General features: G+C 68.6%; 13 protein-coding genes. 12 read left to right on the top strand and 1 reads right to left on the bottom strand.

The features are described 5' to 3' along the window. Window positions 1–317: 317 nt before the first annotated feature. The 3 genes from rpoB to NBZ85_RS00055 all read left to right on the top strand — a co-directional run bounded on the left by rpoB (window position 318) and on the right by NBZ85_RS00055 (window position 8,795). A complete protein-coding gene (gene rpoB, locus NBZ85_RS00065) occupies window positions 318–3,743 on the top strand; it encodes a DNA-directed RNA polymerase subunit beta (RefSeq protein ID WP_261553505.1) in 3,426 nt (1,141 codons plus the stop codon). Between the two features lie 106 nt (window positions 3,744–3,849). Then, window positions 3,850–7,740, top strand: coding sequence for a DNA-directed RNA polymerase subunit beta' (locus NBZ85_RS00060; RefSeq protein ID WP_261553504.1), 3,891 nt, complete (start codon window positions 3,850–3,852; stop codon window positions 7,738–7,740). A 227-nt stretch (window positions 7,741–7,967) separates the two neighbouring features. Further along, complete coding sequence (locus NBZ85_RS00055) at window positions 7,968–8,795, top strand: RluA family pseudouridine synthase (protein ID WP_261553503.1); 828 nt, start codon at window positions 7,968–7,970, stop codon at window positions 8,793–8,795. A gap of 337 nt (window positions 8,796–9,132) precedes the next feature. Here NBZ85_RS00055 and mug read toward each other — a convergent pair whose 3' ends face one another. Then, entirely contained in the window at window positions 9,133–9,723 is a 591-nt protein-coding gene (mug, locus tag NBZ85_RS00050) for a G/U mismatch-specific DNA glycosylase (RefSeq protein ID WP_261553502.1), read from the bottom strand. Between the two features lie 806 nt (window positions 9,724–10,529). Between mug and rpsL the strand changes: the two genes are divergently transcribed. The 9 genes from rpsL to rplB all read left to right on the top strand — a co-directional run bounded on the left by rpsL (window position 10,530) and on the right by rplB (window position 17,971). Continuing rightward, window positions 10,530–10,904: a 30S ribosomal protein S12 gene (rpsL, locus tag NBZ85_RS00045; RefSeq protein ID WP_009740532.1), complete on the top strand. Its 375-nt coding sequence runs from the start codon at window positions 10,530–10,532 to the stop codon at window positions 10,902–10,904. Continuing rightward, a complete protein-coding gene (gene rpsG / locus NBZ85_RS00040; RefSeq protein WP_136446411.1) occupies window positions 10,904–11,374 on the top strand; it encodes a 30S ribosomal protein S7 in 471 nt (156 codons plus the stop codon). Before rpsL ends, rpsG begins: the two co-directional genes overlap by 1 nt. Window positions 11,375–11,380: 6 nt before the next feature. After that, on the top strand, window positions 11,381–13,477 hold the full coding sequence (fusA, locus tag NBZ85_RS00035; RefSeq protein ID WP_261553501.1) for an elongation factor G: 2,097 nt from the start codon (window positions 11,381–11,383) through the stop codon (window positions 13,475–13,477). A gap of 72 nt (window positions 13,478–13,549) precedes the next feature. After that, the gene (tuf, locus tag NBZ85_RS00030; RefSeq protein ID WP_261553500.1) at window positions 13,550–14,743 is read left to right on the top strand and encodes an elongation factor Tu; all 1,194 of its coding nucleotides are present in this window, start codon (window positions 13,550–13,552) and stop codon (window positions 14,741–14,743) included. A gap of 302 nt (window positions 14,744–15,045) precedes the next feature. After that, window positions 15,046–15,354: a 30S ribosomal protein S10 gene (rpsJ, locus tag NBZ85_RS00025; RefSeq protein ID WP_007514815.1), complete on the top strand. Its 309-nt coding sequence runs from the start codon at window positions 15,046–15,048 to the stop codon at window positions 15,352–15,354. 17 nt (window positions 15,355–15,371) lie between these two features. Then, window positions 15,372–16,076: a 50S ribosomal protein L3 gene (gene rplC, locus NBZ85_RS00020; RefSeq protein ID WP_136446414.1), complete on the top strand. Its 705-nt coding sequence runs from the start codon at window positions 15,372–15,374 to the stop codon at window positions 16,074–16,076. Continuing rightward, entirely contained in the window at window positions 16,073–16,783 is a 711-nt protein-coding gene (gene rplD, locus NBZ85_RS00015; RefSeq protein ID WP_261553499.1) for a 50S ribosomal protein L4, read from the top strand. The genes rplC and rplD overlap by 4 nt, the downstream gene beginning before the upstream one ends. Beyond that, the gene (gene rplW, locus NBZ85_RS00010) at window positions 16,780–17,076 is read left to right on the top strand and encodes a 50S ribosomal protein L23 (RefSeq protein ID WP_261553498.1); all 297 of its coding nucleotides are present in this window, start codon (window positions 16,780–16,782) and stop codon (window positions 17,074–17,076) included. The genes rplD and rplW overlap by 4 nt, the downstream gene beginning before the upstream one ends. 61 nt (window positions 17,077–17,137) lie before the next feature. Next, window positions 17,138–17,971 carry a 50S ribosomal protein L2 gene (gene rplB / locus NBZ85_RS00005; protein ID WP_251746473.1) on the top strand — a complete coding sequence of 278 codons (834 nt, stop codon included), beginning with the start codon at window positions 17,138–17,140 and terminating at the stop codon, window positions 17,969–17,971. Window positions 17,972–17,998 lie beyond the last annotated feature (27 nt).

Below are 17,998 nucleotides of genomic sequence, written 5' to 3'. Positions count from 1 at the left end.
GCCGCGACGGCGCTTTGGCGCGCCCGCGGTCAGCCGAACGCCTGTCGCGGCAGTTATCTGCGGTTCGGCGGACCGACGGACCAGGGACCGGCGGACTTGCTGCGGGACGAGGGCCGACTCCGGCCGCGCGACCGGCCGCCGGGGCGCCCAGCGCCGCCGCGCCTGTGCGCCTCGCGGCCATCCTCTCACCGGCGGGGCACCCCCCGTCGCTGTTCCCGACAACCGTAGCGAGACACTGATCACCTGACCACACCCCCGACGGATCCTTGACGTCCGCGACGCCAGCCCGACGATCCAGGCCACCCGGAAGGACCACCTTGGCCGCCTCGCGCTCTTCCTCCCGCATCTCGTTCGCTAAGATCATCGAGCCCCTCGAGGTCCCGGATCTCCTTGCTCTTCAGACGCAGTCCTTCGATTGGCTGATCGGTAGTGACGCCTGGGCGGAGCGGGTTCAGGAGGCCGTGGACTCGGGCCGGGACGATGTTCCGATCACCTCCGGTCTGGAGGAGGTCTTCGAGGAGATCTCCCCGATCGAGGACTTCTCCGGCTCCATGTCCCTGTCCTTCCGGGACCACCGGTTCGAGCCATCCAAGTACTCCGTGGAGGAGTGCAAGGACAAGGACATGACCTACTCGGCCCCGCTGTTCGTGACGGCCGAGTTCACCAACAACACCACCGGTGAGATCAAGAGCCAGACGGTGTTCATGGGCGACTTCCCGCTCATGACCCCGAAGGGCACCTTTGTGATCAACGGGACCGAGCGTGTGGTGGTCAGCCAGCTCGTCCGGTCGCCAGGGGTCTACTTCGAGCGCAGCCTGGACAAGGCGTCGGACAAGGACCTGTACTCCTGCAAGGTGATCCCGTCGCGTGGGGCCTGGCTGGAGTTCGAGATCGACAAGCGGGACACCGTCGGCGTCCGGATCGACCGCAAGCGCCGCCAGTCCGTCACCGTGCTGCTCAAGGCGCTCGGCTGGGACGAGGCGCGCATCCTGGAGCGCTTCGGCGACTTCCCGTCGATGCGCATCACCCTGGAGAAGGACCACACGGCCAGCCAGGACGACGCGCTGCTCGACATCTACCGCAAGCTGCGCCCGGGCGAGCCGCCGACGCGGGAGTCGGCGCAGACCCTGCTGGAGAACCTCTTCTTCAACCCCAAGCGTTACGACCTGGCGAAGGTCGGCCGCTACAAGGTGAACAAGAAGCTCACCCTTGAGGTCGCTCACGACGTCGGTGTCCTCACCGAGGATGACATCGTGCGCACGATCGAGTACGTCGTCAAGCTGCACGCGGGCGCCGACCCGTCCGAGTACGAGGTCGACGACATCGACCACTTCGGCAACCGGCGGCTGCGCACGGTCGGCGAGCTGATCCAGAACCAGGTTCGCCTGGGTCTGGCCCGGATGGAGCGGGTCGTCCGCGAGCGGATGACCACCCAGGACGTCGAGGCGATCACGCCGCAGACCCTGATCAACATCCGGCCGGTCGTTGCCTCCATCAAGGAGTTCTTCGGCACCAGCCAGCTGTCGCAGTTCATGGACCAGACCAACCCGCTGGCCGGCCTGACTCACAAGCGCCGCCTGTCGGCGCTGGGCCCCGGCGGTCTGTCCCGGGAACGGGCCGGCTTCGAGGTCCGCGACGTGCACCCCAGCCACTACGGCCGGATGTGCCCGATCGAGACGCCGGAAGGCCCGAACATCGGCCTGATCGGCTCGCTGTCGACGTTCGCGCGGGTCAACCCGTTCGGCTTCGTCGAGACGCCGTACCGCAAGGTTGTCAGCGGCCAGGTCACCGACCAGATCGACTACCTCACCGCGGACGAGGAGGACCGGCACGTCAAGGCGCAGGCCAACACGCCGCTGCTGCCCGACGGCACGTTCGCCGAGGACCGCGTGCTGGTTCGCCGCAAGGGCGGTGAGGTCGAGTTCATCCCGCCGGACGAGGTCGACTACATGGACGTCTCGCCGCGGCAGATGGTGTCCGTGGCCACGGCCATGATCCCGTTCCTCGAGCACGACGACGCCAACCGCGCGCTCATGGGCTCCAACATGCAGCGCCAGTCGGTGCCGCTGCTGCGTTCCGAGGCGCCGCTGGTCGGCACCGGGATGGAGGCCCGCGCGGCCAAGGACGCCGGCGACGTGGTCGTCTGCGTCCAGGCCGGCGTCGTCGAGGACCTCTCGGCGGACTACATCACCGTCATGCACGACGACGGCACCCGGCGCACCTACCGGCTGGCGAAGTTCCGCCGGTCCAACCAGGGCACCTGCATCAACCAGAAGCCGATCGTGTTCGAAGGGGACCGGGTCGAGGCCGGCCAGGTCATCGCGGACGGCCCATGCACCGACAACGGCGAGATGGCGCTCGGCAAGAACCTGCTGGTCGCCTTCATGCCGTGGGAGGGGCACAACTACGAGGACGCGATCATCCTGTCGCAGCGCCTCGTGCAGGACGACGTGCTGTCCTCGATCCACATCGAGGAGCACGAGGTCGACGCCCGGGACACCAAGCTCGGTCCCGAGGAGATCACCCGCGACATCCCGAACGTCGCCGAGGAGGTCCTCGCCGACCTCGACGAGCGCGGCATCATCCGGATCGGTGCCGAGGTCTCGCCCGGCGACGTCCTGGTCGGCAAGGTCACCCCGAAGGGCGAGACCGAGCTGACCCCCGAGGAGCGGCTGCTGCGGGCGATCTTCGGGGAGAAGGCCCGGGAGGTCCGCGACACCTCGCTGAAGGTGCCGCACGGCGAGTCCGGCAAGGTCATCGGCGTGCGGGTGTTCGCCCGCGAGGACGGCGACGAGCTCCCGCCCGGCGTCAACGAGCTGGTCCGGGTCTACGTCGCCCAGAAGCGGAAGATCACCGACGGTGACAAGCTCGCCGGTCGGCACGGCAACAAGGGCGTCATCGCCAAGATCCTCCCGCAGGAGGACATGCCGTTCCTCGAGGACGGCACGCCGGTGGACATCGTGCTCAACCCGCACGGCGTCCCCCGCCGGATGAACATCGGCCAGATCCTGGAGACCCACCTCGGGTGGGTGGCCAAGACCGGCTGGCAGGTGGACGCCGGCACCGAGGACTGGAAGGAGCGGCTGCGCGGGATCGGGGCGGACTCGTCCACCCCCGGGACCAACGTGTCCACGCCGGTCTTCGACGGCGCCCGCGAGGAGGAGATCACCGGCCTGCTCGACTCCACCCTCCCGAACCGGGACGGGGTCCAGCTCATCGGCTCCTCCGGCAAGGCCACGCTGTTCGACGGCCGCACCGGCGAGCCGTACCCGTACCCGGTGGCGGTCGGCTACATCTACATCCTCAAGCTGCTGCACCTGGTCGACGACAAGATCCACGCCCGGTCGACCGGGCCCTACTCGATGATCACCCAACAGCCCCTGGGTGGTAAGGCGCAGTTCGGTGGCCAGCGGTTCGGCGAGATGGAGGTGTGGGCGCTGGAGGCGTACGGCGCCGCCTACGCCCTGCAGGAGCTGCTGACCATCAAGTCCGACGACGTCGTGGGCCGAGTCAAGGTCTACGAGGCGATCGTCAAGGGCGAGAACATTCCGGAGCCCGGCATCCCGGAGTCGTTCAAGGTGCTCATCAAGGAGATGCAGTCGCTGTGCCTCAACGTCGAGGTCCTCTCCAGCGACGGTGTGCAGATCGAGATGCGTGACACCGACGAGGACGTCTTCCGTGCGGCGGAGGAACTCGGGATCGACCTGTCCCGGCGCGAGCCGAGCAGCGTCGAGGAGGTCTGAGCGGGCGCCGGGGGCCCGTCCCATCCGCCCCTGACCGGGCGGCGGGCCCCCGGCGGCCCGTCCGACTCCAGCGTCCCGACCGAGAAAGAGAGAGCAGGCGACAGTCTTGCTGGACGTCAACTTCTTCGACGAACTGCGCATCGGTCTTGCCACCGCGGACGACATCCGTCAGTGGTCGCACGGCGAGGTCAAGAAGCCGGAGACGATCAACTACCGCACCCTGAAGCCGGAGAAGGACGGGCTCTTCTGCGAGAAGATCTTCGGTCCGACCCGGGACTGGGAGTGCTACTGCGGTAAGTACAAGCGGGTCCGGTTCAAGGGCATCATCTGCGAGCGCTGTGGCGTCGAGGTCACTCGCGCCAAGGTGCGCCGTGAGCGCATGGGGCACATCGAGCTGGCCGCCCCGGTCACCCACATCTGGTACTTCAAGGGTGTCCCGAGCCGGCTCGGCTACCTGCTGGACCTGGCGCCGAAGGACCTCGAGAAGGTCATCTACTTCGCCGCCTACATGATCACCAAGGTCGACATCGACGCGCGGCACCGCGACCTGCCCACCCTCGAGGCCCGCATGGGTGTCGAGAAGCAGCAGCTCGAGGACAAGAAGAACGCCGACGTCGAGACCCGGCAGAAGCGGCTCGAGACCGACCTCGCGCAGCTCGAGGCCGAGGGCGCCAAGGGCGACGCGCGGCGCAAGGTCCGCGAGTCGGCCGAGCGCGAGATGCGCCAGATCCGCGACCGCGCGCAGCGCAAGATCGACGATCTGGACCGCGTCTTCGACCGCTTCAAGGGCATGAAGGTCCAGGACCTGGAGCCGGACGAGCTGCTCTACCGTGAGCTGCGCGACCGGTTCGGCCAGTACTTCGACGGCGGCATGGGCGCCGAGGCGCTGCAGCGCCGGCTCGCCGACTTCGACCTGGCCGCGGAGGCCGAGTCGCTGCGCGAGACCATCCGCAGCGGCAAGGGGCAGAAGAAGGCCCGCGCGCTCAAGCGGCTCAAGGTCGTCTCGGCGTTCCTGAACACCCGCAACTCCCCGATGGGGATGGTGCTCGACTGCGTTCCGGTGATCCCGCCGGACCTGCGGCCGATGGTGCAGCTCGACGGCGGTCGGTTCGCCACCTCCGACCTCAACGACCTGTACCGCCGCGTGATCAACCGGAACAACCGGCTCAAGCGGCTGCTCGATCTCGGCGCGCCCGAGATCATCGTCAACAACGAGAAGCGGATGCTGCAGGAGGCCGTCGACGCGCTGTTCGACAACGGCCGCCGCGGCCGGCCGGTCACCGGCCCGGGCAACCGTCCGCTGAAGTCGCTGTCCGACATGCTCAAGGGCAAGCAGGGCCGGTTCCGCCAGAACCTGCTCGGCAAGCGGGTCGACTACTCCGGCCGGTCGGTCATCGTCGTCGGACCGCAGCTCAAGCTGCACCAGTGCGGTCTGCCCAAGCAGATGGCGCTGGAGCTGTTCAAGCCGTTCGTGATGAAGCGCCTGGTGGACCTCAACCACGCGCAGAACATCAAGTCGGCGAAGCGGATGGTGGAGCGGGCCCGCCCGGTCGTCTGGGACGTGCTCGAAGAGGTCATCACCGAGCACCCGGTGCTGCTCAACCGGGCGCCGACCCTGCACCGCCTCGGCATCCAGGCCTTCGAGCCGCAGCTCGTCGAGGGCAAGGCCATCCAGATCCACCCGCTGGTCTGCACGGCGTTCAACGCCGACTTCGACGGCGACCAGATGGCGGTGCACCTGCCGCTGTCCGCCGAGGCGCAGGCCGAGGCCCGGATCCTGATGCTGTCGAGCAACAACATCCTCTCGCCGGCGTCCGGTCGGCCGCTGGCGATGCCCAGCCTCGACATGGTGACCGGTGTGTTCCACCTGTCGACGCTGGCCGAGGGTGCCATCGGCGAGGGCCGGGCGTTCTCCTCGGTCGCCGAGGCGCAGATGGCCTACGACGCCCGGGAGATCGGGCTGCAGGCGCGGATCAGTGTCCGGTTGCGCGACACCACCCCGCCGTCGGAGTGGGTGCCGCCGGTCGACTGGGTCACCGGGGACATGTTCAACCTGGAGACCACGTTCGGCCGCTGCCTGCTCAACGAGGCGCTGCCGGAGGGCTACCCCTTCATCAACGCCCAGCTGAACAAGAAGGCCCAGGCCGCGATCGTCAACGACCTGGCCGAGCGGTACCCGAAGATCCAGGTTGCGGCGACGCTGGACGCGCTGAAGAGCGCCGGTTTCTACTGGGCCACCCGGTCCGGGGTCACCGTCGCGATCGAGGACGTCGTCGCACCGCCGAACAAGGCCGAGATCCTCGACGACTACGAGCAGCGGGCCGATCGGGTGCAGAAGCAGTTCGACCGCGGCTTCCTGTCCGACGAGGAGCGCCGCAGCGAGCTGGTGCAGATCTGGACCGAGGCGACGAACAAGATCGCCGAGGCGATGGAGAAGAACTTCCCGCAGACCAACCCGGTCTACGTGCTGGTCAACTCCGGAGCCGCCGGAAACATGATGCAGATCCGGCAGCTCGCCGGCATGCGTGGCCTGGTCTCCAACCCCAAGGGTGAGATCATCCCGCGGCCGATCAAGGCGAACTTCCGCGAGGGCCTCACCGTGCTCGAGTACTTCATCTCGACCCACGGCGCCCGCAAGGGTCTCGCCGACACCGCCCTGCGGACCGCCGACTCCGGCTACCTGACCCGCCGGCTCGTCGACGTCAGCCAGGACGTCATCGTCCGCGAGGAGGACTGCGGCACTGAGCGCGGCATCCTCACCCGGATCGCCCGGCGCGGCGCGGACGGCGTGCTCGTGCGCGACCGTTACGCCGAGACCTCGGCGTACGCACGGACGCTGGCCTCCGACGCCGTCGACGAACACGGTGAGATCATCGTGCCCGCCGGCACCGACGCCGGGGACGTGGCGATCGGCCAGATCATCGAGGCCAACATCGAGTCGGTCCGGGTTCGCTCGGCGCTGACGTGTGAGTCCCGGATGGGAGTGTGCGCCCAGTGCTACGGGCGTTCGCTGGCCACCGGCAAGCTGGTTGACGTCGGCGAGGCCGTCGGCATCGTCGCCGCCCAGTCCATCGGCGAGCCCGGCACCCAGCTGACGATGCGTACCTTCCACAGCGGTGGCGTCGCCGGCGACGACATCACCCAGGGCCTGCCGCGTGTCGTCGAGCTGTTCGAGGCGCGCAGCCCCAAGGGCAAGGCTCCCATCACCGAGGTCTCCGGCCGGGTGAAGATCGAGGAGACCGAGAAGACCTTCAAGGTCGTGGTGGTGCCGGACGACGGCAGCGAGGAGATCGCCTACCCGGTCTCGCGGCGTTCGCGCCTGCGGTTCCGCGAGGGCGACCACATCGAGGTCGGCAGCCAGGTCGTCGACGGTGCCGTCGACCCGCACGAGGTGCTGCGCATCCTCGGCCCGCGCCAGGTCCAGCTCCACCTGGTCGACCAGGTCCAGGAGGTGTACCGGTCGCAGGGCGTGTCGATCCACGACAAGCACATCGAGATCATCATCCGCCAGATGCTCAAGCGGGTGAACGTGCTGGAGTCCGGCGAGACCAACCTGCTGCCCGGCGAGCTGTGCGAGCGGGCGCGGTTCGAGGGTGAGAACCGTCGGGTGGTGGAGTCCGGCGGCCAGCCGGCCTCGGCCCGCCCGGTGCTGATGGGGATCACCAAGGCGTCGCTGGCCACCGAGTCGTGGCTGTCGGCGGCCTCCTTCCAGGAGACGACCCGAGTGCTCACCGACGCGGCGATCAACGCCCGGTCGGACTCGCTCGTCGGCCTGAAGGAGAACGTCATCATCGGCAAGCTCATCCCGGCCGGCACCGGCATCTCCCGGTACCGCAACATCCGGGTCGAGCCCACCGAGGAGGCGCGCGCCGCGATGTACTCCGTCGGCGCGTACGAGGACGGCGGCAGCGTGGAGTACGGCGCCTTCGGCACCGGCACCGGCCAGGCCGTCCCGCTGGACGAGTTCGACTACCGCAGCTCGGGCGACTTCCGCTGACCCGAAGTCGCTTGGTCTGGATTCGCTGAGTCGATCCCGCCGGCCCGGTGTCCCCTGCTCGGGGACACCGGGCCGGCGGCGTTCTCCCCTCTCGTGGGGCGCGCCGGTCCGCACTGGTTTCTTGCCGTTCGGGGGGGACGAATCGGACGCGGAGCCCCCCCGAAGGGCAAGGAAGTTGGAACCGGGATGGCCGAGTTGACGATGGGTGATCGACGAGTGGGGGGCTCGTGACGGACTGGGCCGAGATCCGGCGCCTGCACACGATCTACGAGGACGACGCGGTCCTGGCGCTCGACAAGCCCGTCGGCCTCTCGGTGATGGGGGAGCGCCACGACACCGACCTCGTGCGGCTCGCCGCCGACGCGGGGGAGGAGCTGTTCCCGGTGCACCGGATCGACAAGGTCACCTCGGGGGTCGTGCTGTTCGCGCGGGAACTACGCTTCCACGGCGACCTGACCAGACAGTTCCAGCGGCGCACGATTGGCAAGCGTTACCTGGCACTGACCCGCACCCGGGGTCTGCCCACCGCCGGAACCATCGACCTGCCCCTGAGCGTGGGCCGCAAGAGCCGCGTCCGGGTGGCCGCGAACCGCGCCGACATCACCGCGTCGCGCCGTCCACCGGCAGACCCGGACGCCCCGGACGCCCCGGACGGCGCTGACGGCGCGGGAGCGTCCGGCGCGATGACGGAGGAAGGGTACTGGTCGGTGGCACCGGACGCTGCCTTTGCGCACGTGCGGACCTATCCGTCGGTCACCACGTTCGTCCGGCTCTGGGAGGGCGACGGACGTACCCTGCTCGCGGCGACGCCGCGGACCGGCCGGCGCCATCAGATCCGTGTGCACCTGGCCTGGATCGGCCATCCGATCGACGGCGATCCACTGTTCGACAAGGCACCGGCGACGCGTACCTTCCTGCACTCCTGGCAGCTTGCCTTCGACGCCGCCTGGGCCGGTGGCGCGCGCGTCGAGGTCGAGGCGCCGCCCGGCGCCGACTTCCTCGCCCCCATCGGCGACCCGCTGCCCGCCGACCTGCTCGACGACTCGCGACGCTAGTGCAGCGCGGGGAAGTCGCCTTCCCGTCCTGCTGTCGCGTTCCGTGACGTCTGACGGGGTGGCTGAGGCAGGTCGCGAAACGAGTGGCGGCTCGTGCACCGGTGGCCTGTGCGTGGGAGAGAGCCCAACTGGTTCCTCATGGGTCGTGGGTTCGGCGACCGATTTGTCGCTGTGGAAGACGGATCGCACCGATCCCAGGTTCACCGGGCCTGTTGGGGTGCTGGTGCGTCGCGCATTTTACGGTGCGTCCGGCGCGGTTTCGCGACGTCGGACCGCGTGGACCGCGCCGCAACTGCGGCGAGGACGGTTTCGGACCGACGGCGCTGGGACTGGGCGATCACATGTCGCCGTAGGCGGCCTCGCGCAGCTCGCCGTACACCCGGACCAGGTCGGGTAGCTGGTAGTGGGCGTTGAGACCGCTGGGGTTCGGCAGCAGCCAGACGCTGGCGGGGCCCAGGGTCTCCGGCTGCCGTCCGACCTTCGCCCCGCGCCGGCCGAAACCGACGCGGTAGGCGGCCAGGCCGAGGAAGGCCACCCAGCGGGGCGAGATCCGCTCGACGAGTTCGGTGAGTCGGGCGACGCCCGCCCGCACCTCGTCGTCGCTGATCTCGTCGGCGCGGGCAGTGGACCGGTTGACCAGGTTGGTGATGCTCAGGCCGCGACTGGTCAGCTCGCCGGTCTCGCTGGGGTGCAACCGGCGCGGGGTGAACCCGGCGAGGTGCAGGACCGGCCACAGCCGGTTGCTCGGTGTGCCGAAGTGAAAGCCGGTCGCCCCGGACTCCAGGGACGGGTTGATCCCGCACAGCAACACGGTGGTCCGCGGGGCGACAAGGTCGGGGACCGCGGTGTCATAGGCGGCGAGTAGCTCCGCTCGGGTCGGCCGCGCGGGCGGGGCGGCCAGGGGCTGTCCGCCAACTGCGTCAAACATGTCCTCGAGGACCTCCGATGCCGGTATCGTGCGTCTGGTACAGCGTGCCAGGACCAGGCTCGCGGAGATCCGCGGGTCCCGGTGCTCGGACCGCATCCTTCGGTGTTGAAGCCGGAGTCCGGCCGCCCCGCAACGCGGGTAGTGGATTGTCGGCTCCGGTGGGCCGATCCGGACGCGGGCCAGCCGGTTTCCCGCACCGAGTCCGGTCCTGGGCTGTGGCTGGTCCCGCGCCGAGTCTGATCCTGGGCTTGATTGGGTATTTGGCTTGATCGGTTCCTGGTTGATCGGGTCCTGGGCTGAGCGAGTGAGTTCCGGGTCTGGCGGTGGGGTCGTGTCGCTACGAGCCGCTGATCCCGCGGTCCGAGGTCGGGGGCTTGTGGGGCTGCGGTGTCTGCGTCGGACGTCGGCCGATACCCCGTTCGACACGTGACGCAACCGTGGAGTACTGTTGGTTCCCGTGGCCGGAGCCCATGTGGTTCCGGCGTGCGTCTTGCACTTCGATGTGGCGCCGTGGTGCCTGGCAGGTTGACGTAAAGTCACCGCCTGGGTGTCCGTCGGCGACTGTCGGGCTCGGTTCCGCGAAGCGGCCGGGCGGGCTGGCGTGCTGTCCACCGTAGTTGGATCATTCGAATGTGCGATCCTCTTCGGGCGAAACGGCGCGACACGCCCGACCGCGTGGGTCGGAGAAGCCGGTCGAGGCCACCACGGTGGCTCAGGTGCGGTTCGCAAGAGTTAGCAGGTAGGCCGGCGTACCGGTCTGGTTGCCCAAGGCAGTACGACGAGGCGTCACAGGAACGGGAGCGGCGTTGCCCACGATCCAGCAGCTGGTCCGCAAGGGCCGGCAGGACAAGGTCGAGAAGACCAAGACCCCGGCACTCAAGGGGAGCCCTCAGCGTCGTGGCGTGTGCACCCGCGTCTACACGACTACCCCGAAGAAGCCGAACTCGGCGCTGCGCAAGGTGGCGCGTGTCCGGCTGAACAGCGGGATCGAGGTCACCGCCTACATTCCCGGCGTCGGCCACAACCTGCAGGAGCACTCGATCGTCCTGGTTCGTGGCGGTCGTGTGAAGGACCTCCCGGGCGTTCGATACAAGATCGTCCGTGGCGCTCTCGACACGCAGGGCGTCCGTAACCGCAAGCAGGCTCGTAGCCGCTACGGCGCGAAGAAGGAGAAGGGCTGATGCCGCGCAAGGGGCCCGCGCCCAAGCACCCCGTCGTGGTCGACCCGGTGTATGGGTCGCCGCTGGTGACCGCACTGGTGAACAAGGTGCTGATGAGCGGCAAGAAGTCAGTCGCCGAGCGCATCGTGTACGGCGCGCTGGAAGGCGCGAAGAACAAGACCGGTAACGACCCGGTCGTCACGCTCAAGCGGGCGCTCGACAACGTCAAGCCCACCCTGGAGGTGCGCAGCCGCCGGGTTGGTGGCGCCACCTACCAGGTGCCGGTCGAGGTCCGCGCCGGTCGCAGCACGACTCTCGCGCTGCGCTGGCTCGTCGGCTACTCCCGGGCTCGTCGTGAGAAGACGATGACCGAGCGGCTGATGAACGAGCTCATCGACGCGAGCAACGGCCTCGGCGCGAGTGTGAAGCGCCGGGAGGACACCCACAAGATGGCGGAGTCCAACAAGGCCTTCGCCCACTACCGCTGGTAACTCGACATGCCATCTGACGCACCTTCCTCGCTGGCCAGTACCCGCAACATCGGGATCATGGCCCACATTGACGCGGGCAAGACCACCACGACTGAGCGCATCCTCTTCTACACCGGTGTGAACTACAAGATCGGTGAGGTCCACGAGGGCGGCGCCACGATGGACTGGATGGAGCAGGAGCAGGAGCGGGGGATCACCATCACCTCCGCGGCCACGACCTGTATCTGGCGCGACCACACCATCAACATCATCGACACGCCCGGCCACGTCGACTTCACGGTCGAGGTCGAGCGGTCGCTGCGCGTTCTCGACGGCGCCGTAGCGGTGTTCGACGCCGTCGCCGGCGTCGAGCCCCAGAGCGAGACGGTCTGGAAGCAGGCCGACCGGTACAACGTGCCGCGGATCGCCTTCGTCAACAAGATGGACCGCGTCGGCGCCGAGTTCCACCGCTGTGTCGAAATGATGGTTGAGCGGCTCGATGCGACGCCGGCCGTCATCCAGCTCCCCTGGGGCGTGGAGTCCGACTTTCGCGGCGTCATCGATCTGATCCGGATGAAGGGGCTGCTCTGGCAGTCCGAGGACAAGGGCGCCTCCTACGACGTCGTCGACATCCCGCGGGACCACCTGGAGGCCGCGCAGGAATGGCGCGACAAGCTTCTGGAGACGGTCGCGGAGAACGACGACGAGCTCATGGAGCTCTACCTCGAGGGCGAGGAGCCCTCCGAGGAGCAGCTCATGGCCGGCCTGCGGCGCGGCACCCTCGCCAGCAAGCTCAACCCGGTGCTGTGTGGCTCCGCGTTCAAGAACAAGGGCGTCCAGCCCATGCTCGACGCGGTCGTCGACTTCCTGCCGAACCCGCTGGACATCGGCACCATCATCGGCCACTCCGTCAGCGACGAGGACGCCGAGGTTCGCCGCGAGCCCAGCGAGGACGCGCCGTTCTCGGCGCTCGCCTTCAAGATCATGAGTGACCCGTACGTCGGCAAGCTGACCTACATCCGGGTGTACTCCGGCAGGTTGACCGGCGGTTCGCCGGTGCTGAACTCGACGAAGGACCGCAAGGAGCGCATCGGGCGCATCCTGCAGATGCACGCCAACCACCGGGAGGACCGGGACAGCGTCGGTGCGGGGCAGATCGTCGCCGTGGTGGGGCTGAAGAACACCACCACCGGGGACACCCTCTGCGACCCGAACGCGCCGGTGATCCTGGAGTCGATGACCTTCCCGGCGCCGGTCATCCACGTCGCGATCGAGCCGAAGACGAAGGTCGACCAGCAGAAGCTGGGCACCGCCATCCAGCGGCTCGCCGAGGAGGACCCGACCTTCCAGGTTCGGACCGACGAGGAGACCGGCCAGACGATCATCGCCGGCATGGGTGAGCTGCACCTCGACGTGCTGGTCGACCGTATGCGCCGCGAGTACGGCGTCGAGGCGAACGTCGGCAAGCCGCAGGTGGCCTACCGGGAGACCATCCGCCGCAAGGTGGAGAAGATCGACTACACCCACAAGAAGCAGACGGGTGGCTCCGGCCAGTACGCTCGAGTGATCATCAACCTGGAGCCCTCCGGCGGTGACGGCGGCGGTTACGAGTTCCAGAACAAGGTCACCGGCGGCCGCATCCCCCGGGAGTACATCCCGTCGGTCGACGCCGGCTGCCAGGAGGCCATGGAGTTCGGCGTGCTGGCCGGCTACCCGCTGGTCGACGTCAAGGTCACCCTCCTGGACGGCCAGTACCACGACGTGGACTCGTCCGAGCTCGCCTTCAAGATCGCCGGTTCGATGGCGTTCAAGGATGCGGCGCGCAAGGCCGACCCGGTGCTTCTCGAGCCGCTGATGGCCGTCGAGGTCACCACGCCCGAGGACCACATGGGCGACGTCATCGGCGACCTGAACTCCCGTCGCGGACAGATCCAGGCGATGGAGGAGCGCGGCGGTTCCCGGATCGTGCGGGCCCAGGTGCCACTGTCGGAGATGTTCGGCTACGTCGGCGACCTGCGGTCCAAGACGTCCGGCCGGGCCAGCTACTCGATGCAGTTCGACTCCTACGCCGAGGTTCCCGGGAACGTCGCCAAGGAGATCATCGCCAAGGCGCGGGGGGAGTGACCGCCCTCGTGGCGTGAGCACCTCCCCAACCTGACTACACAGCACGACACCACCCGTCCTTGGAGGGACCCCGTGGCGAAGCAGAAGTTCGAGCGGACGAAGCCGCACGTCAACATCGGCACCATCGGTCACATCGACCATGGCAAGACCACGCTGACCGCGGCGATCACCAAGGTGCTGCACGACGCGCACCCGGACCTCAACCCCTTCACGCCGTTCGACCAGATCGACAAGGCGCCGGAGGAGAAGGCTCGCGGTATCACGATCTCGATCGCGCACGTCGAGTACCAGACCGACAAGCGGCACTACGCGCACGTCGACTGCCCCGGGCACGCGGACTACATCAAGAACATGATCACCGGTGCCGCCCAGATGGACGGGGCGATCCTGGTGGTGTCCGCGACCGACGGTCCGATGCCGCAGACGAAGGAGCACGTGCTCCTCGCGCGTCAGGTCGGCGTGCCGTACATCGTCGTCGCGTTGAACAAGGCCGACATGGTCGACGACGAGGAGATCCTCGAGCTCGTCGAGCTCGAGGTCCGCGAGCTGCTGAGCTCGTACGAGTTCCCTGGTGACGACGTCCCGGTCATTCGCGTCTCCGCGCTCAAGGCGCTGGAGGGCGACAAGGAGTGGGGCGCCAAGCTCCTCGAGCTCATGGCCGCGGTCGACGAGTCGATCCCCGAGCCGGAGCGTGACATCGACCGGCCGTTCCTCATGCCGATCGAGGACGTCTTCACGATCACCGGTCGTGGCACCGTTGTGACCGGCCGTGTCGAGCGTGGAATCGTCAAGGTCAACGAGACCGTGGAGATCGTCGGCATCAAGCCGGAGACCACCACGACGACCGTCACCGGCGTCGAGATGTTCCGCAAGCTGCTCGACGAGGGGCGTGCCGGCGACAACGTCGGTCTGCTCCTGCGCGGCATCAAGCGTGAGGACGTCGAGCGCGGCCAGGTCATCGTCAAGCCCAAGACGATCACGCCGCACACGGTGTTCGAGGCTCGGGTCTACATCCTGAACAAGGACGAAGGCGGCCGCCACACGCCGTTCTTCAAGAACTACCGGCCGCAGTTCTACTTCCGCACCACCGACGTGACCGGCGTCGTGACCCTCCCCGAGGGCACCGAGATGGTCATGCCGGGCGACAACACCGAGATGACGGTCGAGCTCATTCAGCCGATCGCCATGGAGGAAGGTCTGCGCTTCGCCATCCGCGAGGGTGGCCGGACCGTCGGCGCGGGCCAGGTCACGAAGGTTCTCAAGTAGTACCGGTGGGCGGTGGGTCCGGATCACCCGGGCCCACCGCCCACATTGCTGCCCGGGTGGCGCGACTGAGCGCCACTACCCGGGCGGCCCGGCTGCCGGCACTCCCGGCTGCCAGCGCGGCAGGTAATCCGGCCCCAGCGTCGATCGGTCGACGCGGGACCGGCACGAGACAGCGGTAACCGGCAGACTCCCTCCGCCGGTGGCGGGGCGCGGGCCTCGCGCCACCGGCAGGGCGGATCTACGGGCGGTGACCCGGTAGCGGTACCGGCCGGACGAGACAGACAGGACAGGCGAAGCCCACCATGGCGGCACAGAAGATCCGCATTCGGCTCAAGGCCTATGACCACGAGGTCATCGACAGCTCGGCGCGGAAGATCGTCGAGACGGTGACCCGGACGGGTGCGCAGGTCGCGGGACCGGTGCCGCTGCCGACGGAGAAGAACATCTACTGCGTCATCCGGTCGCCGCACAAGTACAAGGACAGCCGCGAGCACTTCGAGATGCGGACGCACAAGCGGCTGATCGACATCCTTGACCCGACGCCGAAGACGGTCGACTCGCTGATGCGGCTCGACCTCCCCGCCGGTGTCGACATCGAGATCAAGCTGTAAGAGGGGCCGGCGCAGTCATGCTCATCCGCAACTACAGAGGGCTCCTGGGCACCAAGCTCGGGATGACCCAGGTATGGGACGCGAACAATCGCGTCGTGCCGGTCACCGTCATCAAGGCCGGTCCCAACGTCGTCACGCAGGTCAAGACGCCTGACTCGGACGGGTACTCCGCCGTCCAGCTCGGTTACGGCGAGATCGACCCGCGTAAGATCAACAAGCCGGCCCGGGGGCACTTCGGCACGAGCGGGGTGACGCCGCGGCGCCATCTCGTCGAGCTGCGCACTGCCGACGCCGCCAACTATCGGCCCGGCCAGGAGCTCACCGGCGAGGTGTTCGTTCCGGGGACCGTTGTCGACGTCACCGGAACCTCCAAGGGCAAGGGCTTCGCCGGTGTCATGAAGCGTCACGGGTTCAAGGGCCTGGGCGCCGGGCACGGCGTCGAGCGCAAGCACCGCTCGCCGGGTTCGGTCGGCGGTTGCGCGACCCCCGGCCGCGTTTTCAAGGGCCTGCGCATGGCGGGCCGGATGGGCCACGCGCGCACCACCACGCCGGGCCTGACCATCCACGCCGTCGACACCGAGCGTGGCTTTCTGCTGGTGAAGGGCGCGATACCCGGCCCGGACGGCGGCCTCGTCTTCGTGCGCAGCGCGGCCAAGCGCCCGGCGCCCGAAGCGATCACCCCGGCCGTGGCGGTCGGCGCCGGTGAGGAGGTCTCGGCATGAGCCGGGTGGCGACCGCATCCGATCCGGATGCCACCACCACGCGCACCGTCTCGGTGCACGCGCTGCATGGCGGCGACAGCGGCAGCGTTGAGCTGCCCGGTGGCGTTTTCGACGTGCCGCTGAACGTCCCGCTGATCCACCAGGTCGTGGTCGCGCAGCTTGCGGCGGCCCGGCAGGGCACCCACGACACCAAGACTCGCGGCGAGGTTCGCGGCGGCGGCCGCAAGCCGTACCGGCAGAAGGGCACCGGCCGAGCCCGGCAGGGCTCACTGCGCGCTCCGCAGTTCGCTGGCGGTGGCACGGTGCACGGCCCGACGCCGCGCAAGTACGACCAGCGCACCCCGAAGAAGATGAAGGCCGCCGCGCTGCGTGGCGCGCTGTCCGACCGGGCGCGTAACAGCCGGGTCCACGTCGTGTCCTCGCTGGTTTCCGGCGATGCACCGTCGACGAAGGCCGCGGTGACGGCGTTGCGCACGGTCGCGGACACCCGCCGCGTGCTGGTGGTCGCGAGCCGCAGTGACGAGCTGACCTGGAGGAGCCTGCGCAACGTCGCCGCGGTGCACCTGCTCGACCCGGGGCAGCTGAACACCTACGACGTGCTGGTGAGCGACGACGTCGTCTTCACCGAGGAGGCGCTGGCCGCGTTCCTCGCCCGCGACAGCCGGCCGGCATCGCCCACCGAGGCCGGGGCGGAGGAGAACAAGTGATTCCCGACCCGCGTGACGTGATCCTGCGGCCGGTCGTCTCCGAGAAGAGCTACGGCCTGCTTGACGAGAACGTCTACACCTTCATCGTGCATCCGGACGCGAACAAGACTCAGATCAAGCTCGCGGTCCAGCAGATCTTCAACGTGCGCGTCCTACGGGTGAACACCATCAACCGGCAGGGCAAGCGCAAGCGGACCAAGCACGGCTGGGGGCAACGGTCCGCGACCAAGCGGGCCCTGGTCAGCCTGGCGCCCGGTCAGACGATCGAGATCTTCGGAGGCCCCGGTGCCTGAGCGCGTGCGCCGCGCCGCGGCGGCGGCCCACGGGTCGACGGGCCAGGGACGGTAGGAAGCCATGGGAATTCGTAGGTACAAGCCGACGACGCCGGGGCGTCGTGGCGCGAGCGTGGCCGACTTCGTCGAGATCACCCGTGATCACCCGGAGAAGTCGCTGGTCCGCCCGCTGCACTCCAAGGGCGGGCGCAACGTCCACGGTCGGATCACCACCCGGCACCAGGGCGGCGGCCACAAGCGGGCCTACCGGATCATCGACTTCCGGCGGGACAAGGACGGCGTGCCGGCGAAGGTCGCGCACATCGAGTACGACCCGAACCGCACGGCCCGCATCGCACTGCTGCACTACGCCGACGGCGAGAAGCGCTACATCATCGCGCCGGTCAAGCTCAAGCAGGGTGACCAGGTCAGCTCCGGGGTGGGCGCCGACATCAAGCCGGGTAACGCCCTGCCGCTGCGCAACATCCCGACCGGCACCGTGGTGCACGCCATCGAGCTGCGTCCCGGCGGCGGCGCGAAGATCGCTCGTAGCGCCGGCGCCAGCGTGCAGCTCGTCGCGAAGGACGGCCCCTACGCCCAGCTGCGGATGCCCTCGGGCGAGATCCGCAACGTGGACGTCCGGTGCCGCGCCACCGTCGGCGAGGTCGGCAACGCCGAGCAGAGCAACATCAACTGGGGCAAGGCCGGCCGGATGCGCTGGAAGGGCCGTCGGCCCACCGTCCGCGGTGTCGCGATGAACCCGGTCGACCACCCGCACGGCGGTGGTGAGGGCAAGACCTCCGGTGGTCGCCACCCGGTCAACCCGAAGGGTCGCCCGGAGGGCCGGACCCGGGCCCACAAGAAGTCGTCCGACGCGCTCATCGTGCGTCGTCGCAAGCAGAACAGGCGGCGGTAGTGACCTCACGCACCCGGACCCCGGCCC

The organism is Frankia tisae, from assembly GCF_025403405.1.
GTDB classification, from domain to species: domain Bacteria; phylum Actinomycetota; class Actinomycetes; order Frankiales; family Frankiaceae; genus Frankia; species Frankia tisai.
Note: the sequence above shows the minus strand (reverse complement) of the source record. Positions and strands in the feature narration are given on the sequence as shown.